This is a genomic window from Peptoniphilus mikwangii (genome assembly GCF_000468535.1).
GTDB lineage: Bacteria > Bacillota > Clostridia > Tissierellales > Peptoniphilaceae > Anaerosphaera > Anaerosphaera mikwangii.
The window spans coordinates 188530-207113 of sequence record NZ_AUQY01000002.1; the positions used below are offsets into that span (position 1 = coordinate 188530).

An 18584-nucleotide genomic window follows, 5' to 3' on the forward strand; every position below is an offset into this window, starting at 1 on the left:
ATTGAATATGTAAAGTTATGAATATAATAATGAAATATAATTTATTTTAAGTATTTTATTTTTTTATTATATTTATTAAAAAATTGATATAAAATTATTGACAGTATTTAATTAAATGTATATAATATATGAGTATTAAAAGAAGAAGTCCGCTTCTCACCTTATTCTTAAGTTATAAGGTTGTTTGAGAATATCAATTTTATGAATTCTTGCGGGCTTTTTTGCCCGTTTTTTTATTATATATTAATGGAGGTGCTTAGAAATTAAAGAGCTTCAAATAAATGAAGATATCAGAGAAAAAGAAGTTAGGTTAGTAGATGATGAAGGAAATCAAGTTGGTGTAGTAACTAGAGTCAGAGCATTAGAGATGGCTGAAGAGAAAAAGCTTGATCTTGTTAATGTCTCACCTAATTCAAAACCGCCTGTATGTCGTATTATGGATTATGGTAAATATAGGTATGATATGATTAAGAAGGAAAGAGAAGCAAAGAAAAAACAAAAAGTTATCAATGTTAAAGAGCTTCGCTTAACACCAAGTATTGAAACCAATGATTTAAAGACTAAGGCAAATCGTGCTAAGGAATTTTTACAAAATGGCGATAGAGTTAAAATATCTGTTCGTTTTAGAGGAAGAGAAATGGGACATACTGAAATGGGCAAGGATGTGCTTGATAATTTTGTTGAATTAATTTCTGAGTATGGAGTTGTGGATAAAAAACCGAAAATTGAAGGTAAGAGCATGATTATGTTTTTATCTCCCAAAACAGATAAATAAGGAGGATTACTATGGGTAAAATGAAAACTCACAGAGCATCTGCTAAGAGATTTAAGAGAACAGGCTCTGGAAAGCTTAAAAGAGGATATGCGTTTAAAGGCCATTTAACAGGTAAAAAGACAGCAAAAAGACTTAGAAAACTTAGAAAATCTAGTTTAGTAAGTAAGGGCGATCAAAGAAGAATCGATCATATGATTCCATAGTAGGAGGTTAATGTAATGGCTAGAATTAAAAGAGCAGTAAATGCTAAGAAAAAACACAAGAAAATTTTAAAGCAAGCTAAGGGATATTTTGGTGCAAAATCAAAGTTATTCAGACCTGCTAATCAAGCAGTTATGAAGTCTTTAAGCTATGCTTTTATAGGTAGAAAACAAAGAAAAAGAGATTTTAGAAAACTTTGGATTGCGAGAATTAATGCTGCAACAAGAATTAATGGGATGAGTTATTCTAAATTTATAAATGGATTAAAGAAAGCTAATATTGAAATTAACAGAAAAATGCTATCAGAAATGGCAATCAATGATCCTCAAGGTTTTGCTAAATTAGTAGAAATAGCAAAAGGAGAGTAATAAAGTTCCTTAGGGGACTTTATTTTTCTTAGGAGGAAAAATTGTATTTGAAATTTCGATTAAAAATTTCTAAATTATTGCAAAATCCACCTTTATTATTGGGAATATCATTTATAGTTGTAATTTTAATAGGTACATTTTTATTAAACTTACCTATAGCAAGTTCTAATGGAGAATCAATAGGTTTTGTTGATGCTTTTTTCACTTCAAGCTCTGCTACTTGCGTAACTGGACTTGTTGTTGTAAATACAGCTAAAAATTGGACTACATTCGGACACATAGTTATAATTATGTTAATTCAAATTGGTGGACTTGGAACGATGGTTGTATTTTCTATAATACCATTGATTCTTAGAAAAAAAATTGGATTGACACAAAGACTATTGTTAAAAGAACAGTTGAATATAGATTCAATGTCCGGCATTGTAAAGCTTAGTAAATACGTGATTTTCACAAGTTTTATAGTAGAGTTTATTGGAGCAATATTTTTATCTGTTAGATTTATTCCAATATATGGATTTGTAAAAGGAATATGGTATTCTATATTTCATTCTATTTCTGCATTTTGTAATGCAGGTTTTGATATTATAGGAAACTCTATTGAGATATATAATACGGATATTATAATTAATTTAGTCATAATGTTATTGGTTTTTTTAGGCGGTTTAGGATTTACGGTTTATATTGATATGTATAGAAGTAGAAAGTTTAGAAATTTTAGCATGCACACTAAGATGGTTCTTATAATGTCATTTATTTTACTTGCTTTTGGCACAATATTATTTTTGTTGATAGAATATAATAATGTACAAACCATATCAAATTATAGCATAAAAGATAAGTTTTTAATTTCTGCGTTTCAATCAACAATTACCAGAACTGCAGGGTTTAATTCAATTCCTATGGATAAAATAAGAGATTCATCAGCATTTCTTATGATTATTCTAATGTTTATAGGAGGTTCTCCGGCATCAACTGCAGGTGGATTAAAGACTACTACGCTTGGAGTAATGATGTTTACAGCTTTCTCTGTTATAAGAGGCGAAAGAGAAGCGGTTTTTATGAAAAGAGCAATACCAAATAATATTATTTTTAAATGTATGGCTATAACTTTTATTTGTATTGGATTGGTTCTTATGGTAGCTTTAGAGCTTTCTATATTTGAAAATGAAAAATTTAAATTTGTAGATATTTTGTTTGAAACTGTTTCTGCATTTGGGACAGTTGGACTTACAAGAGGTATAACTGATAAGTTAGGAAATGTATCAAAAATCATATTGTCATTTACTATGTTCCTTGGAAGGGTTGGTCCTACAACTCTTGCAATAGGTCTTATGAGAAAGAAGAAATCTTCTAACTTGAAATATGCTGAAGGTCATGTTATTGTTGGATAGGAGGCTACTATGAAATCTTTTGTAGTTTTTGGATGTGGTAGATTTGGTTCTACAATTGCTACAACTCTTACAGGATTAGGTAATGAGGTTCTTGCAATAGATAATAATTTTGAAAATGCTCAAGCAATTTCAGATCAAGTAACAACAGCTATACAGTGTGATGTATTAGATGAAAACGCAACTAAAGATTTGGGACTTAAAAATTTTGATACGGCAATTATTGCAATAGGTTCGAATCTTGAAGCAGCAATTATGGCAACTATAATATCTAAAGAAGCAGGAATTCCGTATATTATTGCAAAAGCAAAAACAGAAAGACAAGGTGGAATACTTGAGAAGATAGGTGCTGATAAAATTATATATCCGGAAAGAGATATGGCATATAGGGTTGCACATAATATGACATCAAGTAAAATTCTTGATTATATTCAGTTATCTCCAGGTTTTTCTATTGTAGAATTAAAACTTTTACCTGAATGGGAAAATAAGACAATAGATGAGTTAAAAATAAGAAATAAGTACGAAATAACTATTTTAGGAATACAAAGAAATAATGACATCCAGATAGCACCTAAACCAGATACTAAGTTAGTTTCTGAAGATGTATTAATAATTTTAGGAAGAGAAGAAGCTATTGAAAAAGTTGAAAAAATTTAATAAAATCATAACTTTTATGTTGTTAAATTAAGGGTATAATAATAAACAGAGGTGATATTATGATTACTATGGAAAAAATAGATTATGTTATGGATGTTACAAATTCTTCTTATGATGTTGTGAGAAGAGCTTTATTAGATTCAGATGGAGATGTCGATTTAGCCGTTGATATAATTAGAAAATCAGTGGATACTTCTTCAAAAAAATCTAAAGATACGATTGACTTTGAGGATATAAAAGATGCAATTAAGGAAATTTGGAATCAAGGAAATGCAAATAAGTTGGTTGTAAAAAAAGACGGGGATATTGTTTTAAGTTTATCACTTACTGTATCTGCACTTGGAATAATTCTTGCACCAGTTGCTGCTTTAGTAGGTGTTGGAGCGGGTATTGTTAATGATTATGAATTTAAAATTATATTGTCGACAAAGGAAGAAATTGATATAAAAGAATATATAAAAGGTAAAAGCAAAACAAAAAATTAATAATTATTGTAATATAGTATGTTTTGTGTTAGAATAATTTAATAATATAAGATTATTAAGGGAGTGTTAAAATGCAAAAAGGTATTCATCCAGAATATAAAGAAGCAACTGTAACATGTGCTTGTGGAAATACATTTAAAACAGGCTCGGTTAAAGAAGATTTAAAAGTTGAAATTTGTTCTGAATGTCATCCGTTTTTCACAGGAAAACAAAAGTTTACTGACCATGGCGGACGTATTGAGAAATTCAATAAGAAATATCAAAGAAATAAGTAATGGTTAGCAAATGGCTAACCATTTTTCTTTAAGGAGTAATATGGATAAGGTATTTAATAAAAAAGCTTTTAAAACAACTATAGGTGGACAAGCCCTTATTGAAGGTGTTCTTATGAGAGGACCGTCAAAAATCGCTATAGCTGTTAGAAAGCCGGATAAAACTATTGAGTTAAAAATAGAAAAGTTAAATGATTTAAGTGAAAAATATAAACTATTATCTTTCCCAATAATTAGAGGTGCATATAAATTTGTAGATGCAATGGTACTTGGAATAAATGCACTAACATATTCTGCATCTTTTTTGGAAGATGAGAGTAAAGAAGAAATAAGAAAATCCGATAAGTTAATGGACAAGATTTTTAAAGATAAGAAAGAGAATATTGAAACCGGACTTACAATATTAGTTTCGTTTATGATTGCATCTATTCTATTTATGATTTTTCCAAGTTTGATAGCTGGATTTTTACAGAAACATATAGGATCCACTGTGATTTTAAATTTGGTTGAAGGAGTATTTAGACTTATTGTATTTGGAATATATCTTTACTATATATCTAAAATTGAAGATATAAAAAGAGTTTTTGAATATCATGGAAGTGAACATAAATCAATTCATTGTTATGAGGCGGGGGAAGAACTCACCGTAGAAAATGTAAAAAAATATCCATTAGTTCATCCAAGATGCGGAACAAGTTTTTTGTTTATGGTAATGCTTATAAGTATATTTGTATTGTCATTTTTTGGATGGCCGAGTATTTTAATAAGGATAATTTCAAGAATATTGGCGCTGCCGATTATTGCGGGAATTGCCTATGAGGTAAATAGAATTATCGGTAAAAGTGATTCTAATGTATGTAGGATACTTGCTATTCCGGGTCTTCAAATTCAAAAATATGTTACTGTAAGAGAACCGGATGATTCAATGATAGAAGTGGCAATAGAAAGTTTAAAAGCAGTTTTACCTGAAGATGGTGAAAGTGATTTATGGTAATAAGAGATATTTTAAACAGAGGGATAAAATATTTAGAAAATTCAGAATATACTAATCCATTTTTTGAAGTCAGATTGATTTTATCCAAAATATTAGGATATGATATATCATATTTAATATCGCATGAAGATGAGAATATAGATAAAGAAATTGAAAATAAATATTTTGATATTTTAAGAAGAAGAAACAACGGAGAACCTCTACAATATATTTTTGGAATAGTTGAATTTTATGGAAGAGATTTTTTTATTGATGATAATGTTTTAATTCCAAGAAATGATACAGAAGTTAGTATTGAAGTACTTAAAAAGTTATTTGAAAATTATAAAATAGAAAATTTTTTAGAAATAGGATGTGGAAGTGGAATAGTTTCTATAAGTATGGCAATAGAAAATAAAGATATAAAATTTACTTCTTGTGACATTTCGGATTATGCAATAAATAATACTAAAAAGAATATTTCTAAATATAATTTGGATAATATTTCTGTAGTAAAAAGTAATATCTATTCAAATATAAAAGATAAATATGATATAATTTATTCAAATCCGCCGTATATTAAGACAGAAGAAATAGATTATCTGCAAAGAGAGGTTAAGGATTATGAACCTCATCTCGCATTAGATGGAGGTATAGACGGTCTTTGTTTTTATAGAAAAATAGTTTCGAAATTGGATAAATTTTTAAAAAAAGACGGTTTTGTAGTTTTTGAAATAGGTCATAATCAAAGCAGTGAATTAAGAAATATTTTATCTGAATATAATTTTTTTGTTATAAAAGATATGTCAGGGAGAGATAGAGTAGTAATTGCGAGTAAAGGAGAAATAGATGTACGAAAATTTGCAAGTATTTGATGAAAAATATATTGAACTTGAACAAAAACTTATGGATATTAATGTAATAAATGATTCTAAGTTATATCAAAAAATAGCAATAGAACATGCTGAAATTGAGCCTGTAGTTTTGAAATATAGAGAATACAAAACTCTAATATCAAATCTTGAAGATAATAAAGAAATGCTAAATGAAAATTTAGATGATGACATGAGAGATTTAATTAAAGAGGATATAAAAGACTCAGAAGAAAAAATTTCAGTATTAGAGGATGAGATAAAGATACTTTTGATTCCAAAAGATCCTAACGATTCAAAAAATGTAATTGTAGAAATAAGGGCTGGTGCTGGTGGAGATGAAGCGGCTTTATTCGCCGGAGTATTATTTAGACAATATGTCAGGTTTGCGGAGAGAATGGGATGGAAAGTTGAAATAATGAGTACTAATGAAATAGGAATAGGTGGCTATAAAGAAGTAATATTTATGATATTGGGTAGGGGTGCATATTCAAGACTTAAATATGAATCAGGAGTTCATAGAGTTCAGAGAGTTCCTGAAACTGAAAGTTCAGGTAGAATTCACACATCAACTGCAACTGTAGCTGTACTTCCTGAGGCAGAAGATGTTGAAATAGATATTGAACCATCAGATATAAAATTTGATGTATTTAGAGCTTCAGGAAACGGAGGACAATGCGTTAACACAACGGACTCTGCTGTAAGACTTACTCATATACCTACAGGAATAGTAATTTCTTGTCAAGATGAAAAATCTCAGCTTAGAAATAAAGAAAAAGCAATGAAAATTTTAAAAACTAAACTATACGATTTAAAGCTGCAAGAGCAAAATGCAGAATTATCAATGCAAAAGAAATCTCAGATAGGAACCGGAGACAGATCTGAAAGAATAAGAACATATAATTATCCTCAAGGAAGAGTAACAGATCATAGAATAGGTTTAACTTTACACAAGATAGATAGCATTGTAGATGGAGATTTAGATGAAATAATAGATGCATTGATTGCCAGTGATCAAGCAAGTAAAATTGAAAATGTAGATAAGTAAATTTCATAAAGTTACTGATAAATTTTTAAAAATATATTATAATATACATGTCTAGGTATAAAATAAGGGGGTAATATAATATGAATGCAATGACTAGTGATAATTTAAGATCTGCATTTGGGGGAGAAAGCCAAGCACATATGAGATATATAATTTGGAGTGAAGAAGCTGAAAAAAATGGCTTCAAAAATGTCTCAAGGTTGTTTAAAGCTACGTCTGATGCGGAAAGAGTGCATGCAACATTACATTTTAAAGCATTAAAAGATGTTAAAGGAGATTTTCCTGTTGTATCAATGGCAGGATTTGGTATAGGAACTACTTCTGAGAATCTTGAGGGAGCAAGAGGAGGAGAAGTATTTGAATATACTCAAATGTATCCTGCTTATATTGCGGTTGCTGAAATGCAAGAAGAAAAAACAGCGGTTAAAGCTATGAAATATGCTATTGAAGCTGAAAAAATTCATGCTGAAAGATATGCTGAAGCAAAAGCGGCAGTAGATTCGGGAAAAGATCTTGATGTAGAAAAGATTTTCATGTGTCCATTCTGTGGATATATAACATTTGATGAAATGGTTGAAGAATGTCCTATTTGTCACGTTAAATCTAAATCATTTATTGAATATTAATAAGTTGTTAAAGATGCCAAATTATTTTGGTATCTTTTTTATTTATATAATAGTTACTTTTTTAAAATGTTGAAATTAATTTATTTATTCTAGCTAAATTTAGTATATTTCTTGACTTTAATGTAAAACATTGTTAATATATTATTGGTAAAAAATGTATAACTTTAGTAAAAGCTTTAATGGAGGATATAATGAAGGTATCTATAGTAATGGGTAGTATCAGTGATAAAAAAATCAGTGATGATATAGTATCTGTTTTTAAAAAATTTGGAGTTGAATATGAAATTGAAATAATTTCAGCTCATAGAACTCCACTTCGCGCTTATGAATTTGCAAGAGAGGCAAAGAGTAGAGGAGTAGGAGTAATTATTTCCATAGCGGGTAAAGCTGCTCATTTAGGAGGAGTGCTTGCAGCAAATACTATTCTTCCTGTAATAGGGGTGCCTGTAAAATCATCTACACTTGATGGGTTAGATGCATTACTTGCTACAGTACAAATGCCATCAGGAGTACCGGTTGCGACAGTTGCTATAGATGGAGGAAAAAATGCTGCACTATTAGCAATACAGATGCTTGCTATAAATAATGAATCTTTGAGTTCTAAATTATTAAATTATAAGAAGGAACTTGAAGAAGATGTACAAAGAATGAATGAGGAATTAAATTAGGAGGTAATAATATGATTTACAATTCAAAGGTTAAAAATGAACAAACTGACGGATTATTTGAAGCTATATTGGCTTTAGAAAATATTGAGGAATGCTACAGATTTTTTGAAGATATTTGTACGGTTAAGGAAATACAGGCAATTTCACAAAGATTACAAGTTGTTAAGCTTTTGATAAAAAATAAAACTTATCACGAAATAGAATCAGAAACCGGTGCAAGTACAGCAACTATTTCGAGAATAAATAGATCACTAAATTACGGTTCAGATGGATATAAATTAGTTCTTGAAAGATTAAATTTTATTGAAAAAGAAAAATAATAGAATATAAAGAGAGACTTCGTCATGAAGTCTCTCTTTATATTTAAGCATCAGATCTGGAATATCCATTTTTCATTTCACAACTTGCAGTATAAAGTGTTTTATCCAATAAATCTGTGGTTTTAACTTTTAAGAAATTACTTATATCATCGTTTGCTTTTTCTAAAAATTCGTTAATATTTTTAATCTTACTTCTATTATTTAAAAACTCTTCATCATATTTATTTAAAATTTCATGAGCTTTAGATTGAACTATCATCTGATAATTTTCAACATCAGGAAGTGTTATTGAGAAATGAGGATCACAAAGTGTAGCTATTATACGATTAGCCCAATAAAGATTATCTATTGTTGGAGTTAGAGTTGTATTTGCTAAATATTCAGGAGTCTTTGTTATATTAGAATAGAATGGTGCAATAGCATTAAATACATTACATCCAAATGCTAACCATTCAATAGAACGTATTTCATCCGGCATATAAGGTCGTATTTGTGTAAGAGCTAGCACATCATCACGATTTATACCTATTGGACGATATTTTCCTCTTTGAGATAAGTCGCCGTATCTTGCATAAGGATCATAAGGCGTCCCTTGGTAATGATTTGAAAGAATACATTTTACATCTTCAATTGTAATTTTCTTTTCAGGTACCATACTCCATGGAAGATTAAGATTTTCCGGTTTAAAGTCAGCAGCAGGACCATCCCAAGTATAAGAAGTAGGGTTAAAATATCTTAACATAACCCATGCGCGAGGTGTATTATATGTTGTATCTTCATCTGTATGGCTTCCAAATGCATCACGAGGATTCAGTCTTCCATCCATTGAAAGATCTAAATGATATTTTTTTATAAACTCTCTTAAATCAGATGAACACATGAATTCCTTCTTTTCTCCAAAAGCGTCATCTAAATCAAAATAATCAATTCCAAATTGATTAGGCATTACAACATATCTGTCATCAGGTACTTTTCTTGCTATCCAATGATGACCGCCGATTGTTTCAAACCACCAAATTTCATCAACATCTTGAAATGCAACACCATTACTTTCATAAGTTCCATATTTTTCTATTAATGAACCGAGTCTTTCAACACCTTGACGAGCATTTTCTATATATGGAAGGGTTATAACGATGATATCTTCTTCTCCAATTCCACCTTTTTTTATTATATCCGGCTCAAATTCAATTAATGGGTCAGCACCAAGAACTCTTTCATTAGTGGTAATTGTTTCAGTAGCGCTAACAGAAACATTTTTTTCATTTATACCACATGCACCCCACACTCCACGCCATTTTTTTACGTTAGGCAGGCAAGTATAGCGCATAGGGTTTTCAGGCAATTCGATTTCACAATCTGTACGCACAGATTTATAATGTACGGGTTGTTCTTTGGGTTCAACAACAATAAATTTTTTTGCTTTAAACATTCCTGAAGAAGAATCTTCAATACGGGCAACAAGAGTTGATCCGTCATAACTTGCATTTTTTCCAACAAGAATTGTAGTACACATAATTAATCTCCCTTCAAAAAATTTTTAGGTATATAATATTTATATACTATTTAATTGTATCTTAAAAATTTATAAAAGTAAAACTATTTGATAATTTTTATCAATATATAGAAAAGATAAAGTAACTTATTTAATAAGTTACTTTATCTTTTCTATATCATTTATATTTAAATCTTTTTTCTTAATATTAATTGTATTGTAGTTTGTATAGGAAATTAGACCTAAAATTTTAGAAGGATGTCGTTTGATATTTATTCGTTTTGTATAATCCACTTCAATGTTGTCAGAATTCAATAGAGAACTATTAAGTGCTGCAATTTGTGCAGCTTCTTCAATTGATTTCTGAGAAAAGTCATTTCCATTATTTTTTAGTATAACATGAGAACCGGGCGCGTTTTTAACGTGAAACCATAAGTCATCTTTACCGGCTAATTTTAAACTTATATATTCGTTTTGTTTGTTATTTTTACCGCATATTATAGTATATCCTTCAGATGACTTATATTCTAAAAAATTCATTTTAGAAGAATTTTTTTTCTTCTTTGTATTTATTTTTTTTATGAAACCCATTTCTATAAGTTCTTCTCTTATTTCATCTATATCAGAGCTATTTTCTGAAAGTCTAATATTTAATAAGATACTATTTAAATATTCAATATTGGTATTTGTTTTTTCGATTTCTTTTTCAAGAATAATGGCTGCATTTTTTAGTTTAGAATATTTCTTATAATATTTATTAGCATTAGAAGTTGCAGATAATTTTTCATCTAAAGGTATTTTAATTAAATTCATATTTTCATAAAAGTTTTCTAAAATGACAAAATTAGCACCTTTTTCAATTTTATATGAATTAGCTGAAATTAAATCAGCATATATTTTGTATTTTTCTCTATCTATCGCCTCGTTTAATTCTTGAGATTGTTTTTCTAATTTTTTAATTTCTCTGTCGGTATAGTTTTTGACCAGTTTTTTTAATGTATAAGACTTGTCATTAATTAGTTGAGTAATAGATTTTTCTGAGTAAAATAATTTTACAGCTTCAGAAATTGAATTATAGTTTTGTTTCTCTTTTTCAGGATACATTTTCAAATTTATACACGAAAAATCAATTAAATTATTATCAGACTTTATTATAATAGGATAGTAATTGTGATTTTTTAAATCTCTTATAATTTCATCGTAAGATTGTATTAATTTTTCTTTTTCATTAGGACTTAAACCAAAGAACATTCTATTTTCATCAATATTTGCTCTATAAGCAATTTCTCTTGCTATAGTTGGGCTTAATCCTGTAAAAGTTTTAATTAAATTATTTTTAATAGATTTATTTTCGTCAAAAAATTCTATTGAATCATATAGAGAATTATTTGAAATAGGATCTATTTTATTTGAAATAGGTTCTATTGAATATGTTGTTGAAGGCAGAATTTCCCTTATACTGCTCATTAGCGAATTTACTCTTTTAATTGAATCGTATATTTTTAAATCATTTGATCTTGTCAAAATTATATTTGAATGTTTTCCCATAATTTCTACAAAAAGTGATTTTTCTAATTCATCACCGAGTTCGTTTTTTGATAAAATATTAATTCTTAAAATTCGGTCCATTTTATATTGAGAAAAATTAAGTATTTTAAATCCTTCAAGGTGCTTTCTGAGTAGCATACAGAAAGCTGGAGGATTAGTGGGATTTTCTTTTATTTCATCAGTTAAATAGACTCTTGGAGCATTACTTCCCGCATTTATAAGTAATTTATATTTACCATTTGAGTTTTTTAAATTGAATATTAATTCTTCGTTTGAAGGCTGATATATTTTTTCAATTCTAGTATTTGATATTTTCTCATTTAGTTCATAAACTATAGCTCTTAAAGTTGATCCATCATAGGACATTTTATCACCTGCTTTTAAAATATTATAACATATACAATATAATATTTAATGTAAAATCATTCTTAACATTTTGGTATAATAAAATTAAGAATATTGTAATTTTTAGATAATAATTTTTTTGAATATATTTGATAGTATTATAACGGAGGAAACAAAATGGATAAATATAAAATACTTGTAGCAGAAGATGATAAGGCAATAAGAGATTCAATAGGAATTTATTTAAAAAATTCCAACTATGATGTTATATATGCTTTTGACGGAAAAGATGCTTTAGAAAAATTTAGAAGTAATGAAATTCATCTTGTGATAATGGATCTGATGATGCCAAATGTAACTGGAGAAGAGGCGATTTTAAAAATAAGAGAAAAATCTTATGTACCAATAATAATTTTATCTGCCAAATCAGAAGATTATGATAAAGTTATAGGACTTAATATAGGTGCAGATGATTATATAACAAAACCATTTAATCCATTGGAATTAATGGCAAGAGTAAATTCCAATATCAGAAGACTATATAAGTATCAAAGTAAAGAAGAAAATGAAAGATATATAGAAATTGGGGGAATAAAGTTAAATACATTTGAGAAAACAGTTTTTGTAGATGGAGAAAAAGTGGGATTAACATCTATAGAATATAAAATTTTAGAATTATTAATGGAAAATCCAAACAGAGTGTTTTCGATTGATGAAATATATGAAAAAGTTTGGAATGAGCCTGCAATAGAAGCTAAAACAGTTACTGTGCATATCAGGAGAATAAGAGAAAAAATTGAAATAGATCCTAAAAAGCCTTTGTATTTAAAGGTCGCATGGGGACTTGGTTACAAATTTGTAAAGCCTAATAGGAGGTTATAATGGAAAAAAATAAATTTAGTATAAGATACTCTAACATAGGAATAGTTTGTTTTTTAATTCTTTTATCATTGATAGTAAGTATAACACCTTTTTTTTTGAACAAAGAAAAGCTCGGAAAGGAAGAAAATATTTATGCATATTCAGATAAAATAAGATTTGAAATTTATGATTCTCTATATACATCTTATGATAGAGGAGATTTAAGACAAGATAATAATGTGCTTGAATATTATATAAGATCATATAAAATATCCAACTATCCTTTTACTAAGGAATATAAGGAAAAATATCCGAATAATATTGTTGAAAGAAAAAGCAATGGTTCTTTTGTGGATTGGGATGGCTCTATAAGTGAGATAAGACGAGATATTGACAGTTTATCGGAACTCAATATAGATAAGACTGAAGAGCCTGAATTTACAGTAAATTATCTGACATCAGAACCGAATATTAATGAATTTGATCCTCAAAATATTAAAACAGATGAAAATGATAAAATATTTGTAAGTGGATTTTATGAAAATGGCAAGGTTAAATTTACGGACTCCAGTAATTTTAAGGATAAAGATTCTAATATTTATTTATCAAAGTTGAAATATGAAATAAAAAAAAGATATTCTGATATAGAACCTAAATCAGGTATTAAAAAAATCAATTTTAATTATATGATTGATTTAAGTTCTAATAATTTTGAAATGTTGAAGACAAGAATGAATTATGAAACATATTTCTTTCCTATACTTTTAATATCTATGTTTTCAGCATTTTTGATAGTTTTGTTTTTAACATCAATTTCAAATTATAAGTTTACAAGTAATGTAGGATTTTACAAAGGAATATCGTCTTATCCTATAGAAATAGTAATAGCATTAATAGGATTATGGTTTGTTCCACTATCATTTATAAGCAGTGAGAAAGAATATTTTTTTAAATTATATAACGGAATGTTATTTAATATTATTTTCTTCATACTTACTTTTTTCGGGTCAATAGCTATATACTATATTATTTATTCAATAAAGGATATATATAATTTAGGAACTGAAACGTTTGTATTGAAAAATTCGATTATTGTAAGATTTTATAAGTTTATAAAAAAATCTTTTATAAAATATTTTGATGTTTCAAATTCAAGAATAGAATTAATATTGTATATAGGATTTTTAATTTTAGGATTTTTCGGTGCTATTATTTTAGTAAGAGACAGTTTATTTATTCTGGCATTATTTATTTGGTTTATATTTGTAAGCGGAATATTTATGATGATAAGAAGTTCATTTATAGACTTACAAAATATTTCCAATATATCAAAAAAAATTGCCGATGGAAATTATAATATTAAAATTGATGAAGGGGCTACCAGATTTAAATCAATATCGCATAGTTTAAATTCAATTAGTAATAATTTGAATACGGCAGTTGAAAATGCAATTCAGTCAGAAAGGTTGAAAACTGAGCTTATTACTAATGTTTCTCATGATTTAAAAACTCCTTTAACATCAATAATAAATTATTCTCAATTAATTGTTGAAGATAATACCACAAATGAAGACAGGATTGAATATGCAAAGATAATAAATGAGAAGTCAAATAAGTTAAAAAAATTGATTGAAGATTTGTTTGAGGTATCTAAATTAAGTAGTAAAAATATAGAATTAAATATGGAAAACGTAGATTTTAAACAGTTAATAGAACAGGTAATAGGAGAATGGGAAGATAAGTTCAATGATAACAATTTAGATATTAACATAAATTTTCCGGATGATCCTGTTATATTAAAGCTTGATGGCAATAAAACATCAAGAATACTTGATAATTTATTTTCAAATATAAATAAATATGCATTAGAAAACACAAGAATTTATGTTGATTTAACAAAATCTGAAAAAGTTAAATTAGTAATTAAAAATATTTCCAAGTATCCGTTGAATATAACTGCAAATGAATTGATAGAAAGATTTACAAGAGGAGATAGTTCAAGAAGTACTGAAGGTTCGGGACTTGGACTTTCAATAGCAAGTTCTCTTACATCTGCACAAAACGGAAACTTTAATATTGAAATAGATGGAGATTTATATAAGACAATAATAGAATTTTAAAATTTTGAATAAAAAGATTATTATGTAATATTGCAATGAATGATAATTGTACTATGAATATTATTTACACCGGTAGCTAAGCATTTTTTCAAATAAAAATAAGTAGATATGATTTGATGCTTTTAGATTTTTATGACTAATATGTAAGTGTATGTAAAAATAAATAAGAGAAATTATACATGCATGAAAGAAATATTCTTTGCAAAAACAATATTTTTAAAATTGAAATAGTTATTAATAAAAAACTCATGAGAATTAGTCCTCATGAGTTTTTTATTAAGTTTCTTATTATTCGACAGTTACACTTTTGGCTAAATTTCTTGGTTTATCTACATCATTTCCTTTAGAAACGGATGTATAATATGCTATTAGCTGTTCAGGTATTACAGTTAACAATGGAGTTAATATATCTATTGTAGGAGGGATATAAATTACTGTATTTGAATTTTTTTCAAGTAAAGTATTTCCTTCAAGTGCAATAGAGTATACTTTAGCTCCTCTTGCAGCTAGTTCTTGAATATTTGAAGCTGTTTTTTCTATAAGATTAGATTGCGTAGCAACAGTAAATACATTAGTTCCTTCCTCAATTAATGCAATAGAACCGTGCTTAAGTTCTCCGGCAGGGAATGCTTCTGTATGAATATAAGATATTTCTTTAAGTTTTAAAGCACCCTCTTTTGAAGTTATATAATCAATGCCTCTTCCGGTGTAAAAAATTGATTTTGAATTTTTGATATTTTCTGCGATATTTTCAAAGATTTTAGTATTTTGTAAAATTATATTTATTTTGTTCGGGATACTTTTTAATTCTGAAATTATCTCAAGAATTTTATTTTCATTCATAGTTTCTAATTTTTTAGCAAAATCAAGAGCTAAAAAATATAAAGCTATAAGTTGTGTAGTGTATGCTTTGGTAGATGCTACACTTATTTCAGGTCCGGCATAACAGTATAAAACTTTATCAGCTTCTCTTGCAATAGATGATCCAACTACGTTTGTTATAGCAAGAGTTTTTGCTCCATGTTTTTTTCCTTCTCTTAAAGCGGAGAGGGTGTCAGCAGTTTCTCCCGATTGACTCACAAATATAATTAATGTTTTTTCATCAACAAAGTTTGAATTAAATTTAAATTCAGATGCTATGTCAGTTATTACTGGAAGTTTGGCAAACTTTTCAATTGCAAATTTTCCTATTTGACCTGCATGATAAGCTGTCCCGCATGCAACTATATATATTTTGTTAAATTTTTCAAGTTCTTCTTTTGAAAAAGAGCTATTCGATATGTTTATAGTATCATTTTTAAGCTTTCTTCTTATAGCTTCTTCGATAGCCTTAGGTTGTTCAAAAATTTCTTTTATCATGAAATGTTCAAAGCCTTCTTTTGAAGCGGCTTCTAAATTCCATTCTATTGTAGAAATTTTCTTATTTATTTCATCTAGATTTGTGTTATATATTTTGTAACCTTTATTTAGATTTGCGTAAACTATTTCACCGTTATCAAGATATACAACATCTCTTGTATATTCGAGTATTGATGGAATATCTGAAGTTACAATATATCCATCTTTTGCTATTCCCAGAACCAAAGGAGATTCATTTCTAACAGCAATTAACTCATTTGGATTATTTTTTGAAATAATTACAAGAGCATAAGAACCTTCCAATCTTTTTATAGTTCTAACAACTGCATTTAAAAGATTTCCATCATAGTAATAATCTAAAAGTTGAGCTACTATTTCAGTATCTGTATCTGACTTGAAAGTATATCCTTTATTCAATAACTCTTCTTTTAATTCTACGAAATTCTCTATTATACCATTATGGATAACTGAAATAGATTCATCGTTATTTAAATGAGGATGAGCATTTACTTCATTCGGAATTCCATGGGTTGCCCATCTTGTATGTCCTATTCCAACATTTCCTATAAATGGTCTTTCTGCTATTGCAGAACTTAAATTTTTAAGTCTTCCTGCACGCTTAATGGTAATCATATTATCTTGAGTAATTACTGAAATACCTGCAGAATCATATCCTCTATATTCAAGTTTTTCAAGCCCATTTAAGATTACATCTGTGGCATTTAATTTACCACAATATCCAACTATTCCACACATAATTAACCTCCAAAAAAATATTTAGAGATTCACTGAATTCTCTTTGTTATAAGATTACTCTTAATTTTTAAAGAATACTTAGGCTGTGATACCTTTGGAGCATCCGCCGAAAATTTCGATAACTCCAAACCTCGTCATCCTTATCGGATCAGGCGCTTATTAGTTTTTATCTCTGCTTGAATTATAGCATATATAAAATTTTATGTAAATAAAGTATAGACTAAGTTTGATTTTACTTAGATTTTAAAATTAAAAGAATACTTGAATATTTCATTTTTTAATGTTAATATATAAAAGTATTAATAACTTTATGAATTTGAAAATGATTGACTTACTTTATTAAATTTAGTTTCTCTGCATTTTACAAAGGATTGAAGGAAATAGGAGGTACTAAATGAAAGGTAAAGTAAAATGGTTTAACGGTGAAAAGGGATTTGGATTTATAACTGCTGAAGATGGCAAGGATGTATTTGCTCATTTTTCACAAATCCAAAAAGAAGGCTTTAAAACTTTAGAGGAAGGCCAAGACGTTGAGTTTGATGTTGTGGAAAAAGAAAAAGGTCCTCAAGCAGAAAATATCGTTATATTATAATTAAAAAAGCAGCTATGTGCTGCTTTTTTAATTACCTTATTGGTTATATTGGGAGGTTATATATGGAAAAGAAAGTTTTAGCTATTGTAGATGGTAATGAAATAACTATGGATGACTTTAATTTTTTTATGGAGTCATTGAATCCTCAGGTTAGAGCTTATTTTACAGATGGGGATAAGAAAAAAGAAATAATTGATGAATTAATCTATCAAGAACTATTATATTTGGATGCTATTGAAAATAAACTTGACGAAGATGAAGAATTTGTTACAGTTTCAGAAAGAACTAAAGCCTCTTTATTAAAAACATACGCATTAGGGAAGCTTCTTGAAAATGTTTCACCCAGTGAAAAAGAGATAGAGGAATTTTATAATGCAAATGCTGAGCATTATGATGTTCCGAATTCTGTAGATGCAAGTCATATTTTAGTTGAAGATGAAAATAAAGCCAATGAATTATATAATAAAATATTAGCAGGAGAAAACTTTGAAGAGCTTGCAAAAAATAATTCAATGTGTCCTTCAAAGAATAATGGAGGAAATCTCGGAGTATTTCATTCAGGACAAATGGTTCGTGAATTTGATGAAAAAGTTTTTTCTATGAAAGAAGGAGAAATATCAGAACCTGTTAAAACAAATTTTGGATTTCATATTATAAAGCTAAATAAAATAATACCTTCAAAAAAACATACATTAAGTGAAGTTAGAGATGATGTTATAAAAGAAGTTAAAAGATATAAAGAACAAAATATATATATGAATAAAATTAGAGAACTTTCTCAAAAACACAATATAAAAGTTTTAAATATAGAACCGGAAAAATAATTTCCGGTTTTTTATTTTATTGTAT

Annotated in this window: 20 protein-coding genes; 17 read left to right on the plus strand and 3 right to left on the minus strand. The window is 27.9% G+C overall.

Annotated features, from left to right (window positions below; translation table 11 throughout):
- Positions 1 to 262 precede the first annotated feature (262 nt).
- The 13 genes from infC (at position 263) to M915_RS01350 (ending at position 8659) form a co-directional block, all read left to right on the plus strand.
- A complete protein-coding gene (gene infC / locus M915_RS01290; RefSeq protein ID WP_051259765.1) occupies positions 263 to 775 on the plus strand; it encodes a translation initiation factor IF-3 in 513 nt (170 codons plus the stop codon).
- Between the two features lie 11 nt (positions 776 to 786).
- Positions 787 to 978, plus strand: a complete 192-nt coding sequence (gene rpmI, locus M915_RS01295; protein WP_009222290.1) for a 50S ribosomal protein L35 — start codon at positions 787 to 789, stop codon at positions 976 to 978.
- A 15-nt stretch (positions 979 to 993) separates the two neighbouring features.
- Positions 994 to 1344, plus strand: a complete 351-nt coding sequence (gene rplT, locus M915_RS01300; protein WP_009222289.1) for a 50S ribosomal protein L20 — start codon at positions 994 to 996, stop codon at positions 1342 to 1344.
- 41 nt (positions 1345 to 1385) lie between these two features.
- Entirely contained in the window at positions 1386 to 2738 is a 1353-nt protein-coding gene (locus M915_RS01305) for a TrkH family potassium uptake protein (protein WP_009222288.1), read from the plus strand.
- Positions 2739 to 2747: 9 nt separating this feature from the next.
- On the plus strand, positions 2748 to 3395 hold the full coding sequence (locus M915_RS01310) for a potassium channel family protein (protein ID WP_036728652.1): 648 nt from the start codon (positions 2748 to 2750) through the stop codon (positions 3393 to 3395).
- 59 nt (positions 3396 to 3454) lie between these two features.
- A complete protein-coding gene (locus M915_RS01315) occupies positions 3455 to 3880 on the plus strand; it encodes a DUF4342 domain-containing protein (protein WP_036728656.1) in 426 nt (141 codons plus the stop codon).
- A 71-nt stretch (positions 3881 to 3951) separates the two neighbouring features.
- Positions 3952 to 4155 (plus strand): 50S ribosomal protein L31, encoded by a 204-nt coding sequence (rpmE, locus tag M915_RS01320; RefSeq protein ID WP_009222285.1) that lies wholly within the window; start codon positions 3952 to 3954, stop codon positions 4153 to 4155.
- Between the two features lie 40 nt (positions 4156 to 4195).
- On the plus strand, positions 4196 to 5146 hold the full coding sequence (locus M915_RS01325) for a DUF1385 domain-containing protein (RefSeq protein WP_036728659.1): 951 nt from the start codon (positions 4196 to 4198) through the stop codon (positions 5144 to 5146).
- Complete coding sequence (gene prmC, locus M915_RS01330; RefSeq protein ID WP_036728661.1) at positions 5140 to 6000, plus strand: peptide chain release factor N(5)-glutamine methyltransferase; 861 nt, start codon at positions 5140 to 5142, stop codon at positions 5998 to 6000. Before M915_RS01325 ends, prmC begins: the two co-directional genes overlap by 7 nt.
- Positions 5975 to 7045: a peptide chain release factor 1 gene (gene prfA, locus M915_RS01335; protein WP_009222284.1), complete on the plus strand. Its 1071-nt coding sequence runs from the start codon at positions 5975 to 5977 to the stop codon at positions 7043 to 7045. Before prmC ends, prfA begins: the two co-directional genes overlap by 26 nt.
- 80 nt (positions 7046 to 7125) lie before the next feature.
- Entirely contained in the window at positions 7126 to 7671 is a 546-nt protein-coding gene (locus M915_RS01340) for a rubrerythrin family protein (protein ID WP_036728664.1), read from the plus strand.
- Positions 7672 to 7862: 191 nt separating this feature from the next.
- On the plus strand, positions 7863 to 8339 hold the full coding sequence (gene purE / locus M915_RS01345) for a 5-(carboxyamino)imidazole ribonucleotide mutase (RefSeq protein ID WP_115737009.1): 477 nt from the start codon (positions 7863 to 7865) through the stop codon (positions 8337 to 8339).
- A gap of 11 nt (positions 8340 to 8350) precedes the next feature.
- Positions 8351 to 8659, plus strand: coding sequence for a YerC/YecD family TrpR-related protein (locus M915_RS01350; RefSeq protein WP_009222281.1), 309 nt, complete (start codon positions 8351 to 8353; stop codon positions 8657 to 8659).
- A 43-nt stretch (positions 8660 to 8702) separates the two neighbouring features.
- Here the strand turns inward: M915_RS01350 and M915_RS01355 are convergent, their stop codons facing one another.
- On the minus strand, positions 8703 to 10175 hold the full coding sequence (locus tag M915_RS01355; RefSeq protein WP_036728666.1) for a C69 family dipeptidase: 1473 nt from the start codon (positions 10173 to 10175) through the stop codon (positions 8703 to 8705).
- A gap of 138 nt (positions 10176 to 10313) precedes the next feature.
- Positions 10314 to 12068 carry an Rqc2 family fibronectin-binding protein gene (locus M915_RS01360; RefSeq protein ID WP_036728669.1) on the minus strand — a complete coding sequence of 585 codons (1755 nt, stop codon included), beginning with the start codon at positions 12066 to 12068 and terminating at the stop codon, positions 10314 to 10316.
- A 156-nt stretch (positions 12069 to 12224) separates the two neighbouring features.
- Between M915_RS01360 and M915_RS01365 the strand changes: the two genes are divergently transcribed.
- Together M915_RS01365 and M915_RS07265 are read left to right on the plus strand one after the other, a co-directional pair.
- Positions 12225 to 12929: a response regulator transcription factor gene (locus tag M915_RS01365; RefSeq protein ID WP_009222278.1), complete on the plus strand. Its 705-nt coding sequence runs from the start codon at positions 12225 to 12227 to the stop codon at positions 12927 to 12929.
- Positions 12929 to 15028 (plus strand): HAMP domain-containing sensor histidine kinase, encoded by a 2100-nt coding sequence (locus M915_RS07265; protein WP_009222277.1) that lies wholly within the window; start codon positions 12929 to 12931, stop codon positions 15026 to 15028. The genes M915_RS01365 and M915_RS07265 overlap by 1 nt, the downstream gene beginning before the upstream one ends.
- A gap of 288 nt (positions 15029 to 15316) precedes the next feature.
- Here the strand turns inward: M915_RS07265 and glmS are convergent, their stop codons facing one another.
- Complete coding sequence (gene glmS / locus M915_RS01375) at positions 15317 to 17143, minus strand: glutamine--fructose-6-phosphate transaminase (isomerizing) (RefSeq protein ID WP_036728673.1); 1827 nt, start codon at positions 17141 to 17143, stop codon at positions 15317 to 15319.
- Between the two features lie 394 nt (positions 17144 to 17537).
- On the opposite strand from glmS, the gene M915_RS01380 reads away from it, so the two are divergent.
- Positions 17538 to 17735, plus strand: a complete 198-nt coding sequence (locus tag M915_RS01380) for a cold shock domain-containing protein (RefSeq protein WP_009222275.1) — start codon at positions 17538 to 17540, stop codon at positions 17733 to 17735.
- 62 nt (positions 17736 to 17797) lie between these two features.
- On the plus strand, positions 17798 to 18559 hold the full coding sequence (locus M915_RS01385; RefSeq protein ID WP_036728676.1) for a peptidylprolyl isomerase: 762 nt from the start codon (positions 17798 to 17800) through the stop codon (positions 18557 to 18559).
- The last annotated feature ends 25 nt before the right edge of the window (positions 18560 to 18584 follow it).